This window comes from Apilactobacillus bombintestini, assembly GCF_003627035.1.
Lineage (GTDB): Bacteria > Bacillota > Bacilli > Lactobacillales > Lactobacillaceae > Apilactobacillus > Apilactobacillus bombintestini.
This window is the reverse complement of record NZ_CP032626.1, coordinates 1,067,260-1,091,770: the sequence shown is the minus strand read 5'-3', so window position 1 is coordinate 1,091,770 and position 24,511 is coordinate 1,067,260. Positions and strand designations below refer to the sequence as shown.

Sequence of the window (24,511 nt, the reverse complement as noted above, 5' to 3'; positions counted from 1 at the left end):
TACCGGGGCTCTTTTTTTCAAATTATATAGATAATTTCTCTCAAAGTATTGTATTTTTCTTATTTCTTATTTATTATTATTATTGTTCACTCATATGTAGTGAAACTGTAAGCGAGGAATTTGATAATGAATAAAATGATAATAAAGGGTGGGCATCGACTATCTGGTAATGTAACCATAGGTGGTGCTAAAAATAGTACAGTTGCTTTAATACCAGCTGCTATTTTGGCTGACACACCAGTACAATTCGATATGGTGCCTAACATTTTAGATGTTCATAATTTAATGGTAATTTTGGAATCTATGAATGTTAGTTCAGATTTTGCTGATGGAATACTTAATATCGACCCAACTAAAATAATTGAAAGTGCATTGCCAAGTAAGGCAATTAAAAGTTTAAGAGCTTCATATTACTTTATGGGAGCATTATTAGGCCGTTTCGGACGCGCTGAAATTAGTTTCCCAGGTGGCGACAATATTGGACCTAGACCTATTGACCAACATATTAAGGCTTTTGAAGCTATGGGATGTAAAGTGGTTAATAAAGGTGACCAAATTGTTATTACTACCGGTGAAAAAGGACTTCAAGGAGCACAAATCTTCTTGGATGTAGTTTCTGTGGGAGCTACTATTAATGCTATTTTAGCTGCAGTTAAGGCTAAAGGTCATACTGTAATTAGAAATGCTGCTAAAGAACCTGAAATCATTGATGTAGTAACTTTCCTAAATAACATGGGTGCCAAAATTAGAGGTGCAGGTACCGACGTAATTAGAATCGAAGGGGTAGAAAGTCTACGAGCAACTAATACTCATATAATTATCCCTGATCGTATCGAAGCCGGAACCTACCTATCTATGGCAGCTGCCTATGGGGAAGGTGTCAAAATTCAAAATGTTATCCCAGAACACTTAGAATCATTCATTGCTAAGTTAAAAGAAATGGGAATTAAACTAGAAATTAATGAAGATAGTATTTATGTACCTAAATCAGTAGACTTCAAAAATATTGAAGTCAAAACTATGCCATATCCTGGCTTTGCTACTGATTTGCAACAACCTATTACTCCTTTATTGCTAAGAGCTAATGGGGACAGTACTATTATTGATACTATTTATCCAAAACGTACTAAGCATATTCAAGAACTATGTAAAATGGGCGCTAAAATCAGATATGATGAAGAAAGTGGAACTATCATCGTTAGTCATACTGACAAATTAGTAGGTGCTAAGATTACTGCTGGAGAAATTAGAGCAGGTGCCTCAGAAATGATTGCCGGATTAATGGCTGAAGGTACTACTGTAATTGATAATGCAGACAATATTTTACGTGGTTACGATAATATCATTGACAAATTAACTAATTTACATGCTGAAGTGGAATTAGTTAATGATGAAAATTAGATGTTATGTTGAAATAATATTTGTTTAGTGTTACTATAATTAAGTCGACTAATCGATAATCTCTGCGTCAGAATATGATACAGGGCAAAGGAGCGATATATAATGAAAAAAGGAATTCATCCAGAATACCACCAAGTGGTATTCCAAGATACAAGTACTGGTTTTAAATTCATGGCTGGTTCAACTATGAACGCAGACGAAACCATCAAAATGGACGATGGTAAAGAATACCCACTAGTACGTCTTGAAATTTCTTCAGATTCACATCCATTCTACACTGGTCGTGAAAAGTTCACCCAAGCAGATGGTGCCGTGGATCGTTTCAACAAGAAATACGGTTTCAAGTAAAGATAAAAAAAGACATATCCGATTTGGATATGTCTTTTTTTTACTGTTATTTAAATGCTTGCTAGATGATTACATAGCTAAAATGTAGTCTAACCATTTAGGCATAGCTTCATTAATTTGACGGAAAGTTTTATCAAATTCACCAGTGTACCAAGGATCGGAGATTTCAACACCATCTGAGTCATCTAAAATATCTAAATAAAGATGTATTTTTTGAAGATCATTTTTAGGTGCCCAGTGAATAAGGTTACGAATGTTTTCATGATCCATACCAATGATTAAATCGTATTTTTTAAAGTCGTTATATTCAATTTGACGTGCATATTGATTAGAATAATCTACATTATGGTCGTCTAGGATGCGACGTACGGCGGGGTGTGGTGGATTGCCCAGTTCTTCAGTACTGGTTGCTGCAGAATCTACACTTACAGTAGATTCTAAATGCTTTTCCTTAATTAACTTTCTTAGAATTGCCTCTGCCATGGCCGATCTACATACATTTCCGTGACAAACGAATAAAACTTTTTTCAAAATATACACATCCTTAAATTATTCTTCATAAAATATATTAACAGTCAATGCATAAATAGTTAATCATTTTTTATTAAAATCATTAGAAAATTTTTTAAAAGGAAATTTTAATGTTACTTTACGAATGATTTGTATACGTAAAAAATAAAAAGTGTAATTCATGTTATAATGAAAGTAACAGTTTTCGAAAAAAACGTATAGGAGATTACAAATTATGAAAATGTCACTTGCTGAAATTGCCCGAGCAGTTTCTGCACAAAACGATGTTAGCGAATATGAAAATATCGATATTACTAGTGTTGCATTTGATAGTCGTAAACTAGAAGATGGAGCGCTTTTTGTTCCGCTAATTAGTCAAAACGATGGACATGATTATATCCAAAGCGCCATTGATAATGGGGCAGCTGCCGCATTTTGGCAAAAAGATCATGGTAATGTTCCCACTGATTTTCCAGTGATAGTCGTTGATAATACGTTAGAAGCATTACAAAGACTTAGTCAATATTATTTGACTAAGATTAATCCTAAGGTAGTAGCAATTACCGGAAGTAACGGTAAAACTACTACTAAAGATATGGTAGCTTCAGTTTTATCTACACAATTTAACGTTACTAAGACCCATGCTAACTTTAATAATGAAATTGGAGTTCCTATGACCATTTTGGATATGGAACCTAACACAGAAATCTTAGTAATTGAAATGGGTATGGATCGCCCTGGTCAATTAGACTTTCTAAGTCATTTAGTAGAACCAGACATAGCTGCTATTACAATGATTGGGGAAGCTCACATCGAATTCTTTGGCACTCGTGATAAGATTGCTGATGCTAAGATGGAAATTACTCATGGATTAAAAGAAGATGGAATCTTCGTATACAACGGTGATGAACCATTACTAAGAAGCCGAGCAGAAGATATTTCATTTAAACACTCCTTTGGTTTAAGCCAAGAGAATGATTTTTATGCAACTGATATTGCCGGTTCTGAAACTAATACTAAATTTAAAGTTAATAAGTACCCAGATGTAGAATTTAATATTCCAATGTTGGGTGAATACAACGTAAATAACGCTTTAATTGCTATTACTATTGGTAATTTATATCGAATTCATGAAGACAATATTCAAAAAGGTTTAGCTAATGTAGAACTAACTGACAACCGTGCAGAATGGATTGAAGGCAGTAAACATGAAATGATTTTATCTGATGTTTATAATTCCAACCCAACTGCGGTAAAAGAAGTAGTTAAATCATTTACCAAAGATAGTATCGATGGTAGAAGAATTGTCGTATTAGGGGACATGTTGGAATTAGGTTCTAAATCTAAAGCTATGCATGAATCCTTAGCTGAAGTACTAGATCCTGCTGAAATTAAGAGTGTTTACTTAATTGGTAGTGAAATGAAGTACTTATATGAACGTTTATCTAGCAAATATGATGCACAAGATTTGCATTATTTTGCTGCTGATCAATTAGATGATTTATATGATGAATTAAATGCCGAAATTTATGAAGGTGACCAAGTATTACTAAAAGCTAGTCACGGAATTCATTTAGAAAATCTATTGGCTAAATTAAGAGATTAAATATATTCATTTGCTAAATTAGTTTAAAAGGTTTATATTTATTACCTAGTTACATTTTTTTAGAATAGCGGAATTTTTATAATCAAGTGATTAGCGCTCCCACAGGAACGGACTCTTCCTCAGCTAGTCGCGGTATTATATAAAATGTTTCGTTTAGGAGGAAACATATTTGAAGTTTAGAGACTTAGGTCTGTCAGAAGATCTATTAAAAGCGATTGAAGAAAAGGGTTTTAAGGAAGCCACTCCAATCCAAGCAGAAACTATTCCTTTAATTTTGAAAGGCGAAGATGTTTTAGGACAAGCACAAACCGGTACTGGTAAAACAGCCGCATTTGCACTACCTATTATTGAACACGTGGATCTAGATAACCCTAATGTTCAAGCATTAGTAATTTCACCTACACGTGAATTAGCTATTCAAACCCAAGGCGAAATTAGTCGTTTTGGAAAAGAAAAAGGAGTTAAAGTTACTTCAGTTTACGGTGGTTCCGATATCCGTAGACAAATTAACAACTTAAAACGTCACCCACAAATCGTGGTTGGTACTCCAGGACGTTTATTAGACCATATTAATCGTCGTACATTAAAACTAGGCCATGTTAAGACATTGGTACTAGATGAAGCTGACGATATGCTAGACATGGGATTCTTGGATGATATTGAAAACATCATCAAACAAGTTCCTGAAGAAAGACAAACATTATTATTCTCAGCAACTATGCCAGCTGCTATTAAACGAGTTGGGGTTAACTTTATGCAAGACCCACAACAAGTTACTATTAAAGCTAAAGAATTAACTACTGATTTAGTTGATCAATACTACATCAGAGTAAAACAATTCGAAAAATTTGATATCATGACTCGTTTCTTTGATATTCAAGCACCTAAGGTAACTATCGTGTTCTGTCGTACTAAACGTCGTGTAGACGAAGTATCTAAGGGACTATTATTACGTGGATACCGTGCTGCTGGAATTCATGGGGACTTAACTCAAAGTCGTCGTTCACAAATTATGCGTGACTTTAAGCATGACAAGATTGATGTTTTAGTAGCTACTGACGTGGCTGCTCGTGGAATTGATATTTCAGGAGTTACTCATGTTTATAACTACGATATTCCTCAAGATTCAGAAAGTTATGTTCACAGAATTGGACGTACCGGTCGTGCCGGACATCATGGTGTTTCTATGACTTTCGTTGAACCTAACGAAACTAGTTACTTAAGAGATATTGAAAAACTAACTAAAGTTAGAATGTTACCTCTAAAGCCACCTTCAGCTGATGAAGCCTTACAAGGTCAATTAGCTGCAGCTACTAAACAAATTGGTTCATTAATCCAAAAGACTAATATGGAATCATTTGCTAAGTCAGCTGATGAATTACTTGAAAAATACGATGCTAAAGATTTAGTTTCTGTATTATTAAGTAAGATGACTAGAAACCAAGTTAAAGTACACATTTCTGCTGAAAAACCATTACCAAACAAACACAAACATGGTAAATTCCGTCGTGGAGGCGGCCATGGACGTGGTGGACATCGTGGTGGATTCAGAAGAAATAACCGCGGTGGCAACAATCGCCGTCGTCGTTTTAATAATGATCGTCATGGAAATGGTCGTCGTAATGACCATCGTTCATCCAATAATCATGGTGGCCATGGCAAGAAATCATTTACTATTAAAAACAAAGATTAATAGAATAAATAAAAAAGCCGTTGATTTTGAGAAAAGTCAATGGCTTTTTATCACATTAAGACTTACAATGATAGATGTATCCATTATTAATTGGAGGAAATTAATATGGTAGTAGGAATCCATAGAAACGCACAAGTAAACGTAAGTAAGAGTGCATTATATCAAAATATAAATAATGAAAAACAAAGATTATCTAATAATGAACATTTATTTATGGTAGTTAAAGCTAATGGATATGGCCATGGCGCGGTAGATGTAGCTAAGATAGCTAAGCAAGCCGGTGCAGATGGCTTTTGTGTTGCAATTTTAGATGAAGGTTTAGAATTACGAGAAGCTGGTATTGATGACCCTATTTTAGTATTGGGTATTACTAGAGTAGAAGACGTAGCTTTAATGGCTAAACAAAGAATTTCCGTTACTGTGTCTTCTCTAGACTGGTTAAAAGCAGCTGAAAAGCAACTAATGGGTAAAGATTTGCCTGCCTTAGAAGTACATTTAGGTTTAGATACTGGAATGGGACGTATTGGTTTTCAAGATAAAGATAGTCTAAAGAAAGCAGTAGACTACTTAGAACAATCCCCATGTCTAGACTTTGAAGGTATTTTCACTCATTTTGCTACTGCAGATTCAAAATCTACTGATTATTTTGAACTACAAGTAAGACGCTTTAATGATTTAGTTTCAGTAATTAAAAATAAGCCTAAATATGTACACGTATCTAATTCAGCTACCAGTTTGTGGCACAGCGAATGCAATGGCAATATGATTCGTTTTGGAGTAGCTGCTTACGGTTTAAATCCTTCTGCAGGGGAATTAGACCTTCCATATAAACTACGTCCAGCTATGTCAGTAACTACTGAAGTGGTTTACTGTAAGAAAGTGGCTGCTGGAAGAGCAATTGGATATGGATCCACTTATGTAGCTAAAGATGCAGAATGGATTGCTACGGTTCCAGTAGGTTATGCAGACGGTATTACTAGAAGAATGCAAGGATTTAAATTACTAGTTAATGGTGAATTCTGCCCAATAGTAGGCCGAGTATGCATGGACCAATTAATGATTAAAGTACCTAATGAAGTTAAACCTGGTACAAAAGTTACTATTGTAGGACAAGATGGTAACAATTCTATTACGTTACAAGATATTGCTACTTATTGTGATACAATTCATTACGAGGTGGCTTGTTTGTTAACTAGCAGACTTCCACGTAAATTGGTTGAATAATATTAGACAAAGAAGGGATTATGACCATGAAGTTCCAATATTGGAGTGTGGAAAATGACGATGATTTAGCAATTAGTCATTTTAAGGCACATATCGATGATCAAACGGAAATTATCGTAAATCCTTGCTTTGAAGACTATATGTTAATTCAAACATTAATCGAAGGTTATGTAGAAATGACAGAAATAAATAAAAAGATTTCTGCTGATTTCATGCCTTGTGATTTTGAAGAAATGAAAAAATACTAGAATTTTATAATTCTACCAAAAAGATAGGGGATGTCACAATGGCTGCTAACGTTGAAGTAAAACGTGGCGATATATTTTATGCCGACCTATCACCAGTAGTAGGTTCAGAGCAGGGTGGGATGCGACCAGTATTAGTTATCCAAAATAATATTGGTAATCACTACAGCCCAACTGTAATAGTAGCTGCTATAACTGCTAAAATTTCTAAACCTAAGATGCCAACGCATATTGCTATTAGTGCTAGTAAGACTAAGATTGAGAAAAATTCGGTTATTTTATTAGAACAAATCCGAACTATTGATAAGCAAAGATTGCATGATCGAGTTGATCACTTGAGTGACAAATTTATGAAGCGAGTAGATGCGGCACTAAAAATTAGTGTAGGTGTAAGGTGAGTAAGTTATACATAGAAAATAAAAAGAACCGTTCAAATGGTATTAACCATAAGAGCGGTTCTTTTTATATCGATATTGTAAAATTTAGTGTTCTTCGTCTACTAGATTTTCAATTTCAGCTACTCTGAAACCTTTACGTTCTAAGGCAGCAGTTATACGATTTAATTTTTCTTTATCAACGTCGGCAGGAAGAGTGAACATTACTCTATGTACAAGTTCGCCTTCTTGGGCATCCAAACTAATTACACTGGCAATTGCAGTATATTTAGTAATAACTTTAGACATGGCTTCTAGATCACCACGGTTACCAGGAGCTAATGCGGTAATTACGTAACTACCAACATTAACATTCCATGATTGAGATAGCATATCTAATAAACGTGTATGAGTTAAAATACCATAAAAACGATTATTATCATCTAAAACAGCAATGTATGGTAAATCTTTAATAGAGAAAAAGATGTGAAAGAATGCTGAGTTTACGTTAACAAATTTAGTAGCATTTTTTAGAAGGGTAGTAACAGGTAATGACATATCTCCACCACGTGACTTGTGACGATAGATGTGCATTTTGTAAATGTTACCTCTAAAAATAGTACCGGTTTCGTCTAGAATAGGAACACAACGAAAGCCAGAATCTTCTAGTACTTTTAGTGCTTCTTCCAAAGTTACATTTTCAGAAACGGTGACTAAGCGTTGCTTAGGCTTAACTAATGACTTTAATAACATTGTATACCTCCTTTAGAATTATTAGATTTTTTCTCATATTCTCATTTTACCATAAAAAATTTTAATTTGCGCTTTTTTTACACATAATCCAAAATAAAAAAGCCGGGGCAATTAAACCTCGGCTTTTTTATTAAATTAGCTAATTACTTTAAAGCTTCCATACCTTTTTCGGCAGTTTCCTTTAGAGTCTTAGCTGAAGCATCCATCTTAGCTTTTTCTTCATCACTTAGAGGAACTTCAATTACTTGTTTAACACCTGAAGCGTTAACAACTGCAGGAGTACCAATGTAAATATCGTTTAATCCGTATTCACCGTTCATTGGAGCACCAATAGGTAATACGGAGTTTTCATCACGTAAGATAGCGCGTGAAATTCTCATTAAGGCAGTAGCAACACCGTAGAAAGTAGCACCTTTCTTGTTGATGATTGTGTATGCCTTGTTTCTAGTTTCATCTTCAAGTTTTAGTAAGTCATCTTTGCTTACGCCAGCATCTTTAGCAACGTCTAATAGAGGACGTGAACCAACAGTTGCTTCGTCAATAGCAGCAAATTCTGAGTCACCGTGTTCACCCATGATGTAAGCATTAACATCAGCAGGGTTTACACCAAGCTTCTTAGCAACGGCAACTTGGAAACGAGTAGTATCTAGTGAAGTACCAGAACCTACAACCTTTTCTTTTGGCCAACCTGAAAGCTTTTGTACACCGTAAGTTAAGATGTCAACTGGGTTAGCAGCAACTAGGAAGATTCCCTTGAATCCTGACTTAACAACTTCAGGAACAATTGATGAAAGAATCTTTAAGTTCTTACCAACTAGATCTAGTCTAGTTTCACCTGGTTTTTGAGGAGCACCGGCAGTGATAACTACAAGGTCAGCATCTGCACAGTCACTGTAATCACCAGCGTAAATATTCTTAGGAGCAGTAAATACTTGAGCATCTTCTAGGTCAAGTGCGTCTCCTTCAATACGATCTTTAATAATATCAACGATGACGAATTCTTCGCCGATTCCTTGTTGCATCATAGCAAATGCGTATGATGAACCAACGGCACCGTCACCAACTAAAACGACTTTTTGGTGTTTTAGAGCCACAATAATCATCCCTTCAAAACATATTTAAAACTACATCTAAAATTATATCATTAATTTATGAATTCGTAAGGATTCGGGCCGAAAAAATGTAATGGATTTAACGATTTTAATCTATAGATTCATTTTAAATATCTACGCTGAGACTATGATATAATTTAAATAATATTGCATAAAAAGGAGCGAGTTTATTATGAAGATGATTGTGGGATTGGGAAATGTAGGACCACAATACAAAAACACCAGACATAATACCGGATTTATCGTAGTGGATGAATTCGCTAAGAAACACGGTGTGGAATTATCTACCAATAAAATGGAAGCCAAATTTGGTTCCACTATGATTAATGGTGAAAAGGTAATGTTAGTAGAACCTCTAACCTTTATGAACGATTCAGGTCGTGCCGTAGGACCTCTAATGAAATACTTTAAATTAAACTTAGAAGATTTAATCGTAGTATATGACGATATGGATTTACCAGTAGGAAAGATTAGACTAAGAAATCACGGTTCAGCCGGTGGTCATAATGGTATTAAGAGTATCATTGCACATTTACAAACTGACAAATTCAACCGTATTAGAGTAGGTACTGATCATCCTAAGCGCGAAAGTGTCGTAGATTATGTACTAGGTAAATTTACTGATGAACAAAAGCCAGGTTTAAACCAAGCTGTAGATCAAACTATGGATGCTTTAGATGAATTTGTGGATGGAGTCGAATTCAATAGATTAGAAAATAAATTTAACTAATAAGCAGAAAGGGATAAGATATTTTGGAATTAAGTCAATTTTTCACTAGATTACCACAATACGAAACGATTATTGATGATTTAAAACCAAAACATCGACAATTGATTACGGGGTTATCTGGTTCTGCTAAAACCATGATGATATCAGCAATGTTGCAATCTACTAATAAAAAGATGTTGATTGTAACGGACACATTGTCCCGTTGTGATGATATCGTAGAAGATTTACAAAACGTTTTACCAGAAGATAGTGTATACGAATTTCCGGTAGAAGAAGTTTTAGCTGCTGAGATTGCCACTAGTTCTCCTGAATATAAGGCTGCTCGTGTGCAAGCTTTGGATGCTTTACTAAGTGACAAGCCACAAATCATTGTTACTTCAGTATCAGGAACTAGACGTTATTTACCCAACCCTGATGATTTTAAACAAGCACAATTATCAGTAAAAGTAGGGGAAGATGTAAAACTAACCACGCTACGTAGTAAATTGTTCCAAATGGGTTATGCACCACAAAAAATGGTTGCAGCACCAGGTGAATTTTCAATTCGTGGATCTATTATTGATGTTTATCCATTAAATTCTGAATACCCAGTTAGAATTGATTTATTCGATACGGAAGTGGATTCACTACGTTATTTTGATGCATCTAATCAACGTAGTGTGGAAAATGTGGAAGAAGTGACTATTTTACCTGCTACGGATTTGGTAAGTTCTCAAGATCAAAAAGATAATGCAGTTAAACAAATTACTGATTTAATGCAAGCTCGTTTAGGTGAATTAGAAGATGAAAACTTACAAAAACGTTTAGCAGATACTATTCAACCTATGTTAGATGATGCCAAAGAAGGTGTCTTGTCTGAAGATTGGATTTTGTATGCTAAATATTTATTTGGTACCACTAACACCATCTTTGATTATTTACCTACTGACGGGGTAGTCTTTTTTGATGACTACAGCCGTATTATTGAAAATAACAAACAATTGATGAACGAAGAACAATCATGGGCGGATGATAAATACGCTCATGCTGAATTGATTGATGCTTCCGTCGGCAGTTTAGATTTTCGTAAACTATTTCATAACATCCAAGCAGCAGAAGTTTTGATGTCATTATTCCAAAAGGGAATTGGTAACTTAAAATTAACGCAGTTGCAAGACATCAAAGTACGTCCTATGCAAAAGTTCTTTGGACAAATGCCACTATTAAAAACTGAAATTGATCGTTGGCAAAAACAAGATGATACAGTAGTTATTTTGGTAAAAGACGCTGCTCGAATGAGAAAAGTTTCGCAAACCTTATCTGACTTTGAAATTAAGTCGGTAGAAACTGCGGGCGATAACATATTAGAACATCAAGTGCAGGTCGTTAGTGAACGTTTGAAGAATGGTTTTGAACTACCTATGCAACAACTAGTAGTTATTACTGAATCTGAAATGTTTACTACGGTGCACAAGCGTCGTCCACGTAGACAAACTTTCTCTAATGCGGAAAGAATTAAGAGCTATACCGATTTAAAACCAGGTGATTACGTAGTTCATGCTAACCATGGGATTGGTAAGTATGAAGGAATGAAGACCATGGAAGTAGATGGTAAGCATCAAGACTATATGACTATTGCTTACCGTAATAACGCCAAATTATTTATTCCAGTTACGCAATTGAACTTAATTCAAAAATATGTATCTTCTGAAGATAAGCATCCCCGTGTTAACCGTTTAGGCGGTAGTGAATGGCAAAAGACTAAGCGTCGTGTACAAGGCAAAATTGAAGACATCGCTGATGATTTAATTGACTTGTATTCCAAACGTTCACAACAAAAGGGCTTTGCCTTTCCTGATGATGATGACTATCAAGATGAATTTGAAGAATCCTTCCCATATGAATTCACTCCGGACCAAGTAAAGAGTTCACGAGAAATTAAAGAAGATATGGAAGATAATCATCCGATGGATCGTTTGCTAGTAGGGGATGTAGGTTACGGAAAAACGGAAGTAGCTTTGCATGCTGCTTTTAAGGCCATTGAAGCTGGTAAACAAGTAGCTTTCTTAGTGCCTACTACAGTGCTGGCACAACAACATTATGAAACTATGATAAACAGATTCGAAGGCTTTCCTATTAACGTAGCGGTTTTATCTCGTTTTAGAACTAAGAAACAAGTAGAAGAAACCAAAGCCGGTTTATTATATGGTTCTGTGGATATCGTGGTAGGAACTCATCGTCTATTATCCAATGATATTAAGTTCCAAGACTTAGGACTATTGATGGTAGATGAAGAGCAACGTTTCGGAGTTAAGCATAAGGAAAAAATTAAGCAACTACGTTCCAACGTGGATGTTTTGACTTTAACTGCTACACCTATTCCTAGAACTTTGAATATGTCTATGATGGGAGTTCGTGATTTATCAGTTATTGAAACGCCACCTGCTAACCGTTATCCTATTCAAACTTATGTAATGGAAGAAAATGCGGGGGCTATTCGAGAAGGAATTTTACGTGAAATGCATCGTGGTGGACAAGTCTTCTTCATGCATAATCGAGTTTCCGATATTGAAGAAACGGTACTTCGTTTACAATCATTAGTACCTGATGCTCGTATTGCTTACATTCACGGACAAATGACGGAAAATCAACTAGAAAACATCTTGTATGATTTCGTTAACGGTGAATATGATGTGTTAGTAACTACTACTATTATTGAAACCGGTGTGGACATTCCTAATGCGAATACATTATTCGTGGAAGATGCTGATCACATGGGATTGTCACAGTTGTACCAAATTAGAGGTAGAATTGGTCGTTCCAACCGTGTTGCTTATTCATACTTTATGTACAAACCTAACAAGGTCTTAACTGAAACTTCTGAAAACCGTCTAGAAGCCATTCGTGATTTCACTGAATTAGGTTCTGGTTTCAAAATTGCTATGCGTGATTTATCATTGCGTGGGGCAGGAAACTTATTAGGTAAACAACAATCTGGATTCGTGGATTCAGTTGGTTATGATATGTATACAGAAATGCTAGCCGATGCCGTAGCTAAGAAGCGTGGTAAACGTGCTGAAAAGCGTGTAGATTCTACTATCGAAATGGATGTAGAAGCATATCTTCCTAATGACTACATCAACGATTCTCAACAAAAAATTGAATTATATAAACGAATCAGACAAATGCAAAATGACGATCAATATCGTGAACTACAATCCGATTTAATTGATCGATTCGGTGAATATCCAGATGCGGTAGCTAACTTATTAACCTTAAGTCGTATCAAGATGTACGCCGACATTGCATTGATTCAAAAGATTAGACAAGTGCCTAAACAAATTGTGGTAACTTTGTCATCTATTGGAACCCAATTTTATGATAGTAAACAAGTTCTAAAAGCTATTGCACAAACTAAGTTCCGTTCTATGGTAGGAACTGCTGATTCTAAGATGCAAATTACTTTAATTATTCAACCTACCATGTCTACACAAGATTGGTTGGAAGAATTAACTAAGTTTGTAGTAGCGTTAGATAAAGAACATACAGGGAATTTGAAAAATGAAAAATGAACATAAATTATCCGTCATATTACAAGGTGCGATGATTTTATCGGTAGCATCTTTAATTAGTAAAATTTTAAGTGCTATTTATCGGGTACCATTTCAAAATTTAGTTGGAAATGTAGGTTTCTATGTTTTCCAACAAGTTTATCCTATTTATGGAATAGGGATGGTATTAGCTTTAAGTGGCTTGCCAATGATTATTTCTCGTTTAATAGCGGAACAAGAAGATAAGAATCGACAAAAAGCCTTACTTAGACAAATAATAGTGATTTTACTAATCATTGGAATAGTATCTTTTATTTTCTTGCAATTAGAAGCTGTGCATATTGCTGGATTTATGGGGGATGTTAACCTAACTGGTTTAGTACGAGCCGTAAGTTGGATGTTTTTAATGATGCCATTTTTAGCTAGTATGCGTGGTTATTTTCAAGCAACATTAGAAATGCGTCCGACAGCTTATTCACAGGTAGTAGAACAAATCGTTCGAGTAGCTATCATTATTGCGGTAGCTTATCTGGGAACTAGATGGTCATGGAGTGCTTATACCATTGGTAAATATGCTATGTTGGCAGCTCCTGTCGCAGAGATTTTCTCAATTGCTATTTTAATTAAGTATTATTGGCGCGATGTAAAAACATTGCCTCGATTAAAAGTAGTTACTTACGGTAAATTGTGGCATCAATTATGGTTTCAAGGTGGAACCATCTGTTTATTATCATCCTTGATGGTATTAATGCAGTTAATTGATTCATTTACGGTAAGAAAAGGATTACTATTGAGTGGGATGAGCTTCATTCAGTCACAAAGTGTTAAGGGAGTTTATGATCGTGGCCAACCATTAGTACAATTAGGCTTAGTCATTGCTACTTCATTTGCGTCTGCTATTTTGCCATCATTGAGTATGGCCTATAAAGAAAAAAAGAAAGCTTCATTTCGTGATTTATCCAGTGAAATGTTACGCGTTAGTATGTTTATGACAGCGGGAGTGGCAACAGGGATGATTAGCTTGATGCCATTTATTAACCGCTTGTTGTTCAATAGTAGCCAGCAAAACCTTACTTTGTGTGTATTTATGCTAAGTGTGGTATTGACTACCTTAATTACTATTTATAGCAGTATTTTACAAAGTGCTAATCATTTCAAAATTACTATTATATCGATTATGGTAGGGGTGTTGGTAAAATTATTAATTACTCAACCATTAGTCGTTTATTTAAAGATTATGGGAGCTAGCGTTTCTACAGTAATTAGCTTGGCAGTTATGTTACTGTTAGAAGTTTGCTTATCTCCACGCGCTATAGTTTATGTAGAGCAAAAATTTAGTTTTGGTGCTAAATTAGTAAGTATGAGTATAATTATGTTGGTAACGGAATTGATATTATCTAGAGCCATGATGCATTTGCATATCATGCATAGTTTAAGAATGTATTCCATTGTGGAACTGATGGTATTAGTTCCTATAGGAATTCTAGTATTTGTTGGCTTAGCTTTTAAATGGAATTTATTAAGTGATACCGAATGGAAGTCCGTACCCGTAATTAATAAATATTTAAATAAGTAGGTGAAAATATGAGATTAGATAAATTTTTAAAAATTTCTAGAATTATTAAAAGAAGAACGGTAGCTAAAGATATTGCTAATCAAGGTCGTATTACTATCAATGATCGTGTAGCTAAGTCTTCTTCTAATGTAAATTCCAATGATGTATTGGTAATTAAGTTTGGAAATAAAACATTAAAGCTACAAGTTAATCAATTGTTTGAAACTACTAAAAAAGCAGATGCTGATCGTATGTATACAGTATTAGATGAACAGTATGAAAGAGATTTTAGAGAAGAATAATTAAAATTTAGTTTAAAAAAACTAATTAACTATTTATTTTTTTTAATAATCCACTATACTATTAGCTAGTATTAAGTAAGGAGGAAGAAACGATGGTTGCAAAAGTACATCAATTGAATAATAGTTACACAAAAATGAAGCAATCGCGACATCAAGAGATTTTACGCAGTCGTAAGAAACGCGCTATTATCTTGTTATCGTTCTTTCTAGTAGTAATACTGTTTATGAGTTTTAAGATTGTGTCTACTAAATTGCAGGCACAAAAAGTGGCTAATGATCAAGTTAGAACTCATCAACAGCTAAAGAGTACGCAAGTGGATAATAAAAAATTAAAACAAAATATTAAACAATTGCATGATAATGATTACATTCAAAAGGTAATACGTGAAAAGTATTACTACACTAAGCCCGGCGAAACGGTATACAGTTTACCTGGTGATATATCCAAGGATGTAACACAAAATTAAAATGGTATTAAAAATACCATTTTTTTTATACAATTTGCGATGGAATGGTGCTATACTTAAATTATTAATTACATTAGGAGGAACAATTTTTTTATGGCAATTGAAGTTGGAGCAAAAGTTTCCGGCAAAGTATCAGGAATCACTAATTTTGGTGCTTTTGTTGATCTAGGCGAACACAAGACAGGATTGGTTCACATTAGTGAAATTTCTGATAGCTATATCAAAGATATTAACGATGTACTTAAAGTAGGCGACGAAGTCACAGTAAAGGTATTGAACATTGGTGACGATGGTAAGATAGCTTTATCAATTAGAAAGGCTGTAGATAAGCCAGCTCATAAGCCACATCATGGTAATAATCACCATGGCAACAATGGTCATGGTAAGTTTGGTGATAAGCGTCATCATAACAACAACCATAAAAATACTAAAGCTAGTTTTGACGACTTAATGGATAACTTCCTAAAGGAAAGTGAAAGCCGTTTAGCTACTATTAAAAAGAATACAGAAGGTAAACGAGGCGGACGAGGCGGTCGTCGTAGTTAACCAACAAAAATGATTGGGGCGATGCCTTAATCATTTTCTTTTTATACAGATATTTAAAGGAGAGATAGGGATGTCTAAGTCGAAGGATTTAGCAGCTAAGTTCACTCAACTAATAGATAGCAAAAATTGGTTTAGCGTTCACGATTCTGTAGTAGTAGCTGTATCTGCCGGTGTGGATTCTATGGCTTTATTAAATTTAATGATTAATTTACCGGATAGCTGTCGTCCTAATATAATAGTGGCGCATGTTAATCATCAATTAAGAGAACAAAGTCGAGAAGAAGAAGCATATGTACGTGACTTTTGTAAGAATCACCAATTGCAATTGTTTGTAAAAAAATGGCCTAAAGAAGTGCATCCAAAGCAGGGGATGGAGAATGCAGCACGTAAATTTCGTTATGATTTCTTTGCTGCAGTAATGAAAAAGACTAATGCAAAGTTTTTAATTACTGCTCATCATGGTAATGATCAAGCAGAAACGGTTTTGATGAAATTAATTCGTGGATCATTTATTAAACATATTAGTGGAATTCAATCATCTAGAAAGTTTGCGGATGGTTATTTAGTACGTCCACTTTTATCCTTTAGTAAATCTAATTTACGAAAGTATGCTAAACATAATCATATTAAATGGTATGAAGACGAAACTAACCATCAACTAGATGTATTTCGTAATCGAATTAGAAATCGTATTTTACCCATGTTAAGTAATGAAAATTCACAGGTGGTAGAACATATAGATGAATTTTCGGAACAATTGAGTAGAATGAATCGACAAAATGAGTATTTCTTTTATCAATTGATGGATAAATTAAAAGACGATGATGAAAACTTAGAATTATCACGATGGCAACAACTTCCTCATGACATACAATGGGGTGTTATCGAATATTTATTAGTAGATTATTTAGGTGATAATTTTAATGAAGCACTAGTACAAGAAATAATTAGATTATTAATCAATGAGAAAAAGCCACAGGGCAATGTTGAACTATCTAATAATTTTTATTTTATTAAGTCTTATAAACATTTTTCCGTAAAAAAACTATCACAAAACTCAACTAGTGTATTAAAAAATCAAAATTTTGTGGTAACATTGAATAAATGGTTTTTAACTGCTCAAAAGCATTACTTTATGATTACCGATCAAGAGTCAGATGCCGTTACTGACTATAATAGAAAATCTATTTTTTATTTATCTGATGATGATTTTCCATTAGTTGTACAAAATACGAAAAATCGTGATAAAATAACGCTAAAAAATGGTGGACATCAAACGGCCAAAAGACTATTTATTAATTCTAAAGTACCTATTAATGATCGTCTTCAAGCGCAAACTCTAATGACTAATAAGAGTAAAGTTCTTGCCATTTTGGGATATAGTGAATCAGTATCTACTGTTAGAAAGCATACAAAAAAGTATGTTTTAATAATTAAATGACGGAGCATGGAAGGGGAACATAATGAACAACGACATTTTAAAGACTTTATACAGCAAAGAAGATATTGCCAATGCTTGTCGTAGACTAGGCAAACAAATCACTGAAGAATATGGAGACAAAAATCCAGTGGTAATTGGAGTCTTAAAGGGAGCTATTTTCTTTATGACAGATATTGTCAGAGAAATGGACCTATATATGGACATTGATTTTATTGATGTTTCTAGTTATCATGGTGGAACATCTTCATCGGGTTCTATTGAATTGATGAAAGACATTGATATCGATGTAAAAGGCAGGGATGTAATTTTTATTGAAGATATCATTGATACTGGTAGAACTCTTAAATACTTAGAAGATTTATTAGCTGATCGTGGAGCTAGTTCTATTAAGGTTTGCACATTAATGGACAAACCAGAAGGACGTGTTGTTGAAGCTAAGGCTGATTATGTAGGTCTAGAAGTTCCAAACGAATTCGTAGTTGGATATGGCCTAGACTATAAGGGTAAATATCGTAACCTTCCATACGTTGGTGTATTAAAACCTGAAGTTTATTCAAACAAATAGATAGTCTAATAATCAGAAAAATGATAATATATGTTTTGTGTATATATTTTGGACTATAGTGGAAGTCTCACCACTAAATTTCCATGTATAATTAAAAAGATATAAAAAACAGGAGGCAATTGATGCGTAATAACAAAGGACTATTCAAGAATACACTGTTCTATGTAGTAGCTCTTTTGATTGTGTTGGGTATTGCGATGTTCTTCACATCTAGGGGAAGCCAACAACAAAATCAAGAACTACAATCTAGTCAGTTTGTTCAAAAGCTAAAAGATAATGAGATTAAAAACTTCTCAGTTAAGCCCGCAGATGGTGTTTACACTGTTTCTGGTGAATACAGAAAAGCACAAGAAGTTAAATCCGATAATAACAGCGGAATATTCTTAAGTAATTCCAAGAAGGTTACTAAAGTTTCTTCATTCAAGACCAAGATGTTGAAGAACAATGGTACTGTTAATGAAATTACTAAGCTAGCCAAAAAGAATAACATTAAGATGGGTACTCAAGCTGCTGATGCTAAGAGTGGTTTGTGGTCTAACCTAATATTCTCATTTTTACTAATCGTCATTTTAATTGTGTTCTTCGTAATTATGATGAACCAAATGGGTGGTAAAAATGGTGGCAAAGGTAGCATCATGGGTGTAGGTAAGTCCAAGGCTAAACCTACTAAGAGTGATGTTAAATTTACTGATGTTGCCGGTGAAGAAGAAGAAAAACAAGAATTAGTAGAAGTAGTTGAATTCTTAAAAGATCCAATGAAATACACTAAACTAGGAGCTAAAATCCCACATGGTGTCTTACTAGAGGGACCTCCTGGTACTGGTAAAACTTTACTAGCTAAAGCCGTTTCTGGTGAAGCTGGCGTACCATTCTACTCTATTTCTGGTTCAGATTTCGTTGAAATGTTTGTAGGTGTTGGTGCTAGTCGTGTTCGTGATTTATTCACACAAGCTAAGAAGGACTCACCTGCAATCATCTTCATTGATGAAATTGATGCCGTAGGTAGAAAACGTGGTAACGGAATGGGCGGAGGCCATGATGAAAGAGAACAAACCCTAAACCAACTATTAGTTGAAATGGATGGTTTCTCTGGTAATGATGGTGTTATCGTTATTGCCGCTACTAACCGTGCCGATGTATTGGACCCTGCTTTAACTCGTCCTGGTCGTTTTGACCGTAAAGTTCTAGTAGGTAGACCTGATGTTAAGGGTCGTGAAGCAATTCTTAAAGTTCATGCTAAGAACAAGCCATTTGCTGCTGACGTGGACTTACATGAAATTGCTAAGCAAACACCAGGATTTGTAGGTGCTGATTTAGCTAACTTATTAAACGAAGCTGCATTATTAGCTGCTCGTCGTGATAAGACTGAAATAGGTGCTGCTGAATTAGATGAAGCTGAAGATCGTGTAATTGCTGGTCCTGCTAAGAAGGACAAGGTAGTTAGTCAAAAAGAACAAAATATTGTTGCTAATCACGAAGCTGGTCATACCATTGTTGGATTAGTACTAAATGATGCTCGTGTAGTACACAAGGTTACTATTGTGCCACGTGGTCGTGCCGGTGGATATGCTATTATGCTACCTAGAGAAGATCAACAATTGATGTCCAAGAAGAATGCTATGGAACAATTGGCTGGTTTAATGGGTGGTAGAACTGCTGAAGAAATCATTTTCAATTCAGAATCATCTGGAGCTTCAAATGATTTCGAACAAGCTACTAACTTAGCTCGTGCTATGGTTACTCAATATGGTATGAGTGAAAAATTAGGTACTGTTCAATTAGAAAGTCCTAGCCAAGACCCATATGTTAAGAACTACTCTGAAAAGACTGCTGCAGTCATTGATGAAGAAGTTCGTAGACTAATTGATAAAGCACATGGTCAAGCACACGATATTATTGAACAACATCGTGAACAACACAAAGTCATTGCTGAAGCTTTACTTAAGTACGAAACACTAGACGAAAAAGAAATTTTGAGTCTATACCGTACAGGTAAAATGCCAGAAGAGTCAGATGATGAAAGTGAAACTGCTTCCTTTGAAGAATCTAAAGAACAATTAGAAGAAAAGGAACAAGACAATCAACATCTAGATGACAATGACAAAAATGATGACGAAGACTAATTAACAAAAAGCGTGGGTTGAATTCTTTTAACTCACGCTTTTTTAAATTCAGGAGGATATTATGACAGATTATTTAACTAAAAGTGTCACTAAAGATGGAATGTTTAGAGCATATGCTATGGAAGCTACAGGGGTAGTTTCTGAAGCACAAAAAGATCACGCTACCTGGCCTGTATCTTCAGCTGCTTTAGGTCGTTCTTTAGTAGCTAGTCTATTGCTTTCCAGTTCAGTTCTTAAGGGAAAAGAATCAATGACTGTTAAGGTACTAGGTGATGGACCTGCAGGTGGAATCGTAGTAGATGCTGATGCTAATGGTCACGTAAAAGGATACATTCATAATCCTCACGTAGACTTACCTTTGAACTCCCATCACAAATTAGATGTTGGTGGAGCCGTAGGAAAAGGTAGTTTAGAAGTTATGAAGAACCAGGGTGGCGATGAACCATACGTAAGTAACGTTCAATTAGTTTCTGGTGAAATTGGTGATGACTTTACTTACTACTTAGCACAATCTGAACAAATTCCATCTGCGGTTGGCGTTTCTGTATATGTAAACGAAGATGGAACTATCGGTGCAGCTGGTGGATATTTGATTCAAGTATTACCAGGTGCTTCTGATGATGCTATTACTCAATTAGAAAAACGTTTGAAATCAATTCCTATGATTTCTGAATTATTCTTATCTAAGCAAAAACCAGAAGATATTTTGAAACTAATTTTTGGTGAAGAAAATATCGACATTTTACAAAATATGCCAGTTGCATTTACTTGTGATTGTTCTAAAGAAAAATTTGCAGATAAAATTAGAGGAATTGGTAATAAAGAAATTCAAGCAATGATTGATGAAGATCATGGTGCAAAAGTTATTTGTAATTTCTGTGAAAGTGAATATCAATACAGTGAAGATGATTTAAAAGCTTTATTGTCTAAGAAACATAATGATAAGAAAGATGACGAACACGACGCATAATGAACTTTATGTATTAGTGTGATATTATAATTATCATATATGTAGATATCTTATGAGGTGAAATAAATGGAATGGAAAATTGGGGATATTACTATCCCAAATCAAGTTGTAGTTGCTCCTATGGCAGGGGTTACTAATACAGCATTTCGAATGATTTGTAAGGAAAACGGTGCAGGATTAGTTGTTTGTGAAATGATTTCTGACCGTGGAATTATGTATAAAAATAAAAAGACTTTAGGCATGCTACAAATTGACCCTAGAGAACACCCAATGAGTATTCAAATCTTTGGTGGAACTAAGGAAACATTAGTACAAGCTGCTAAATTTATTGATCAAGAAACTGATGCTGATATTATCGATATCAACATGGGTTGCCCAGTTAATAAGGTGGTTAAAACTGATGCTGGTTCTAAATGGTTATTGGATCCAAACAAAGTGTACGAAATGGTGTCATATGTTACCGATGCTGTTAAGAAACCAGTTACTGTAAAAATGAGAACTGGTTGGGACAAAGACCATATTTATGCTGTACAAAATGCATTAATGGCTGAAAAAGCAGGGGCTGCTGCTTTAGCTATGCATGGTCGTACTAGAAAACAAATGTATCAAGGTAGCGCTGATTGGGACATTCTAAAACAAGTAGCCAATGAATTAACCATTCCATTTATGGGAAATGGTGACATTCGTACACCTCAAGATGCTAAGAGAATGATTGATGAAGTAGGTGCTGATGCAGCTATGATCGGTCGTGCAGCTGAAGGAAATCCTTGGATGTTAAGACAAACTGCACATTATCTAGAAACTGGAGAATTATTAGAAGAACCTTCAGTAGATGAAAAAATTAAGACTGCTAAGGAACATTTGCACCGTTTAGTAGATTTAAAGGGTGACTTTACTGGTCCACGTGAATTTAGAGGACAAGCAGCTTATTATCTAAAAGGAATTTCTCATTCTGCCCGTACAAAGGTTGCATTAAATAACGCTGAATCTGAACAAGAAATGTTTGATATCTTTGATAGATTCTTGGAAAAGACTCACGAAAGAGAAGCAAGAAGATCCAATTTAAGTTAAAGTTAATTTTTTAATTTATTTTATGGTATTATATAACTATAACAATAATTTATTCTGATGGAGGTATTACTGTGGCACAAGAAAAGCAAATGAATGACCAATTGCGAGTTCGTCGCCAAAAGATGAATGAATTACGAGAAGAAGGCATCGATCCATTCGGTGGTCGCTTTGAACGTACTCATTTAGCTAAGCAATTACATGATAAATACAATGATTCAACCAAAGAAGAACTAGAAGAAAAAGACGTTAAGGTTGTAGTAGCTGGTCGTATGGTTGCTAAACGTGGAAAAGGTAAAGTTGGTTTTGCTGACCTACAAGATCGTTCAGGTAAAATCCAATTATACGTAAGAAAAGACGTTGTAGGTGAAGACAACTACCACATCTTTAAACGTTCAGACTTAGGTGATCACCTAGGTATTGAAGGTGAAGTAATTAAGACTGATATGGGTGAATTAACTGTTAAGGCCACTCATGTAACTTTCTTATCTAAGGCATTACGTCCATTGCCTGATAAGTACCATGGTTTACAAAACAAGGAACAAAAGTATCGTCAAAGATACCTAGACCTTATTTCTAATCGTGATAGTTTCGATCGTTTCCAAAAACGTAGTAAGATTATTTCAGCTATCCGTAGTTACTTAGATAATGAAATGGACTGTACAGAAGTTGAAACTCCTGTATTGCATAACCAAGCTGGTGGTGCTAACGCACGTCCATTTATTACTCATCACAATGCATTAAACATTGATTTATACTTAAGAATTGCTTTGGAATTACATCTAAAGCGTCTAATTGTCGGTGGAATGGAAAGAGTATACGAAATTGGTCGTGTATTCAGAAATGAAGGTATGGACCAAAACCATAACCCAGAATTCACTGAATTAGAATCATACATTGCATACTTCGACTTCCATGACGTTATGGATGAAACTGAAGGTATCTTTAAGGCTGCTTCAAAGGTAGTTAGTGACAATGGTATTATTAACTACCAAGGTGAAGAAGTGGACTTTAACAAGCCATTTGAAAGATTACACATGGTAGATGCTATTAAGAAGTACACTGGTATTGATTTCTGGAAAGAAATGAGCCTAGAAGAAGCTAGAAAACTAGCTGATGAAAATGGTGTTGAATACAAAGACTTCTGGAAAGTAGGCCACATTATTAATGAATTCTTCGAAGAAAAGGTACAACCTAAGTTGAAGAACCCAACATTCATTTATGGTCACCCAGTTGAAATTTCACCATTAGCTAAGAAGAATGCTGAAGATGGCAGATTCACTGACCGTTTTGAACTATACATTGCAGGAATGGAATATGCTAACGCATTCTCTGAATTAAATGATCCAATTGATCAAAAACAACGTTTTGAAGCACAAGCTGCTGAAAAAGCACAAGGTAATGATGAAGCACAACCAGTAGATCTAGACTATGTAGAAGCTCTAGAATACGGTATGCCACCAACAGGTGGATTAGGAATTGGTATTGATAGATTAGTTATGCTATTAACTGATGCTGAATCAATTCGTGATGTTCTATTATTCCCAACTATGAGACCAGAAGATAATTCTGAAGAAGAATAGTTAAAATATTTAAGTCCGAGGTAGTTTTACTATCTCGGGCTTTTTTTATTAAATAATAATTGAATAAATGTATTGACGTTACCACGTAATGTTGGTATTATATTAATTGTTGCTTGAAAGACATCAACAAGTTGATAATTATTTAAATAAAAAAGTTATTGACTTTTGATCGTTGAGATGGCATAATAATTATTGTTGTCGTTGCGATAGAGCAAATGATAACAAAACAGTTTATAAATTAATTATAAAAAGTTGTTGACGTTAAGTTGATAACATGATATAATTAATAAGCCGGCTGATAAAGCTGGTAATCAGGTAGATCTTTGAAAACTGAACAAGATTGATAATTCGATGATGTGTAAGGA

The 24,511-nt window shown here is 34.7% G+C and carries 22 protein-coding genes; 19 read left to right on the top strand and 3 right to left on the bottom strand.

Translation table 11 applies throughout. The annotated features are described in order from the left end of the window. Window positions 1–126 precede the first annotated feature (126 nt). Window positions 127–1,401 carry a UDP-N-acetylglucosamine 1-carboxyvinyltransferase gene (locus D7I45_RS05465; protein ID WP_120784707.1) on the top strand — a complete coding sequence of 425 codons (1,275 nt, stop codon included), beginning with the start codon at window positions 127–129 and terminating at the stop codon, window positions 1,399–1,401. A gap of 102 nt (window positions 1,402–1,503) precedes the next feature. Then, window positions 1,504–1,749, top strand: coding sequence for a type B 50S ribosomal protein L31 (locus D7I45_RS05460; protein ID WP_120784706.1), 246 nt, complete (start codon window positions 1,504–1,506; stop codon window positions 1,747–1,749). 69 nt (window positions 1,750–1,818) lie between these two features. Here the strand turns inward: D7I45_RS05460 and D7I45_RS05455 are convergent, their stop codons facing one another. Beyond that, a complete protein-coding gene (locus D7I45_RS05455) occupies window positions 1,819–2,289 on the bottom strand; it encodes a low molecular weight protein-tyrosine-phosphatase (protein WP_277949249.1) in 471 nt (156 codons plus the stop codon). A 205-nt stretch (window positions 2,290–2,494) separates the two neighbouring features. Between D7I45_RS05455 and D7I45_RS05450 the strand changes: the two genes are divergently transcribed. The 5 genes from D7I45_RS05450 (at window position 2,495) to D7I45_RS05430 (ending at window position 7,425) form a co-directional block, all read left to right on the top strand. Next, complete coding sequence (locus D7I45_RS05450) at window positions 2,495–3,865, top strand: UDP-N-acetylmuramoyl-tripeptide--D-alanyl-D-alanine ligase (protein ID WP_120784704.1); 1,371 nt, start codon at window positions 2,495–2,497, stop codon at window positions 3,863–3,865. 169 nt (window positions 3,866–4,034) lie between these two features. Beyond that, complete coding sequence (gene cshA, locus D7I45_RS05445) at window positions 4,035–5,558, top strand: degradosome RNA helicase CshA (protein ID WP_120784703.1); 1,524 nt, start codon at window positions 4,035–4,037, stop codon at window positions 5,556–5,558. Between the two features lie 105 nt (window positions 5,559–5,663). Next, window positions 5,664–6,782, top strand: coding sequence for an alanine racemase (alr, locus tag D7I45_RS05440; protein WP_120784702.1), 1,119 nt, complete (start codon window positions 5,664–5,666; stop codon window positions 6,780–6,782). Window positions 6,783–6,802: 20 nt separating this feature from the next. Next, the gene (locus D7I45_RS05435; RefSeq protein ID WP_162924106.1) at window positions 6,803–7,030 is read left to right on the top strand and encodes a hypothetical protein; all 228 of its coding nucleotides are present in this window, start codon (window positions 6,803–6,805) and stop codon (window positions 7,028–7,030) included. A gap of 38 nt (window positions 7,031–7,068) precedes the next feature. Beyond that, window positions 7,069–7,425 (top strand): type II toxin-antitoxin system PemK/MazF family toxin, encoded by a 357-nt coding sequence (locus tag D7I45_RS05430; RefSeq protein ID WP_120784700.1) that lies wholly within the window; start codon window positions 7,069–7,071, stop codon window positions 7,423–7,425. Window positions 7,426–7,509: 84 nt separating this feature from the next. Here D7I45_RS05430 and cbpA read toward each other — a convergent pair whose 3' ends face one another. Beyond that, on the bottom strand, window positions 7,510–8,154 hold the full coding sequence (cbpA, locus tag D7I45_RS05425) for a cyclic di-AMP binding protein CbpA (RefSeq protein WP_120784699.1): 645 nt from the start codon (window positions 8,152–8,154) through the stop codon (window positions 7,510–7,512). A gap of 143 nt (window positions 8,155–8,297) precedes the next feature. Next, window positions 8,298–9,248 carry an L-lactate dehydrogenase gene (locus D7I45_RS05420; RefSeq protein ID WP_120784698.1) on the bottom strand — a complete coding sequence of 317 codons (951 nt, stop codon included), beginning with the start codon at window positions 9,246–9,248 and terminating at the stop codon, window positions 8,298–8,300. A gap of 190 nt (window positions 9,249–9,438) precedes the next feature. On the opposite strand from D7I45_RS05420, the gene pth reads away from it, so the two are divergent. The 12 genes from pth (at window position 9,439) to lysS (ending at window position 24,146) form a co-directional block, all read left to right on the top strand. Continuing rightward, window positions 9,439–9,996: an aminoacyl-tRNA hydrolase gene (gene pth / locus D7I45_RS05415; RefSeq protein WP_120784697.1), complete on the top strand. Its 558-nt coding sequence runs from the start codon at window positions 9,439–9,441 to the stop codon at window positions 9,994–9,996. 23 nt (window positions 9,997–10,019) lie between these two features. Further along, a complete protein-coding gene (gene mfd / locus D7I45_RS05410; RefSeq protein ID WP_277949248.1) occupies window positions 10,020–13,547 on the top strand; it encodes a transcription-repair coupling factor in 3,528 nt (1,175 codons plus the stop codon). Further along, window positions 13,537–15,102: a putative polysaccharide biosynthesis protein gene (locus D7I45_RS05405; RefSeq protein ID WP_120784696.1), complete on the top strand. Its 1,566-nt coding sequence runs from the start codon at window positions 13,537–13,539 to the stop codon at window positions 15,100–15,102. The genes mfd and D7I45_RS05405 overlap by 11 nt, the downstream gene beginning before the upstream one ends. Before the next feature lie 8 nt (window positions 15,103–15,110). Continuing rightward, a complete protein-coding gene (locus D7I45_RS05400; RefSeq protein ID WP_120784695.1) occupies window positions 15,111–15,383 on the top strand; it encodes an RNA-binding S4 domain-containing protein in 273 nt (90 codons plus the stop codon). Window positions 15,384–15,475: 92 nt separating this feature from the next. After that, complete coding sequence (locus tag D7I45_RS05395) at window positions 15,476–15,850, top strand: FtsB family cell division protein (RefSeq protein WP_120784694.1); 375 nt, start codon at window positions 15,476–15,478, stop codon at window positions 15,848–15,850. Window positions 15,851–15,943: 93 nt separating this feature from the next. Then, on the top strand, window positions 15,944–16,396 hold the full coding sequence (locus D7I45_RS05390; RefSeq protein ID WP_120784693.1) for a S1 domain-containing RNA-binding protein: 453 nt from the start codon (window positions 15,944–15,946) through the stop codon (window positions 16,394–16,396). 70 nt (window positions 16,397–16,466) lie between these two features. Then, window positions 16,467–17,837, top strand: coding sequence for a tRNA lysidine(34) synthetase TilS (tilS, locus tag D7I45_RS05385; RefSeq protein ID WP_120784692.1), 1,371 nt, complete (start codon window positions 16,467–16,469; stop codon window positions 17,835–17,837). A gap of 22 nt (window positions 17,838–17,859) precedes the next feature. Beyond that, complete coding sequence (hpt, locus tag D7I45_RS05380; RefSeq protein WP_120784691.1) at window positions 17,860–18,402, top strand: hypoxanthine phosphoribosyltransferase; 543 nt, start codon at window positions 17,860–17,862, stop codon at window positions 18,400–18,402. Between the two features lie 122 nt (window positions 18,403–18,524). Next, entirely contained in the window at window positions 18,525–20,525 is a 2,001-nt protein-coding gene (gene ftsH / locus D7I45_RS05375) for an ATP-dependent zinc metalloprotease FtsH (RefSeq protein WP_120784690.1), read from the top strand. Between the two features lie 61 nt (window positions 20,526–20,586). Next, entirely contained in the window at window positions 20,587–21,495 is a 909-nt protein-coding gene (gene hslO / locus D7I45_RS05370) for an Hsp33 family molecular chaperone HslO (protein ID WP_120784689.1), read from the top strand. 66 nt (window positions 21,496–21,561) lie between these two features. Further along, window positions 21,562–22,566: a tRNA dihydrouridine synthase DusB gene (gene dusB, locus D7I45_RS05365; protein WP_120784688.1), complete on the top strand. Its 1,005-nt coding sequence runs from the start codon at window positions 21,562–21,564 to the stop codon at window positions 22,564–22,566. Between the two features lie 89 nt (window positions 22,567–22,655). After that, window positions 22,656–24,146 (top strand): lysine--tRNA ligase, encoded by a 1,491-nt coding sequence (lysS, locus tag D7I45_RS05360; RefSeq protein WP_205570340.1) that lies wholly within the window; start codon window positions 22,656–22,658, stop codon window positions 24,144–24,146. Window positions 24,147–24,511: the final 365 nt, after the last annotated feature.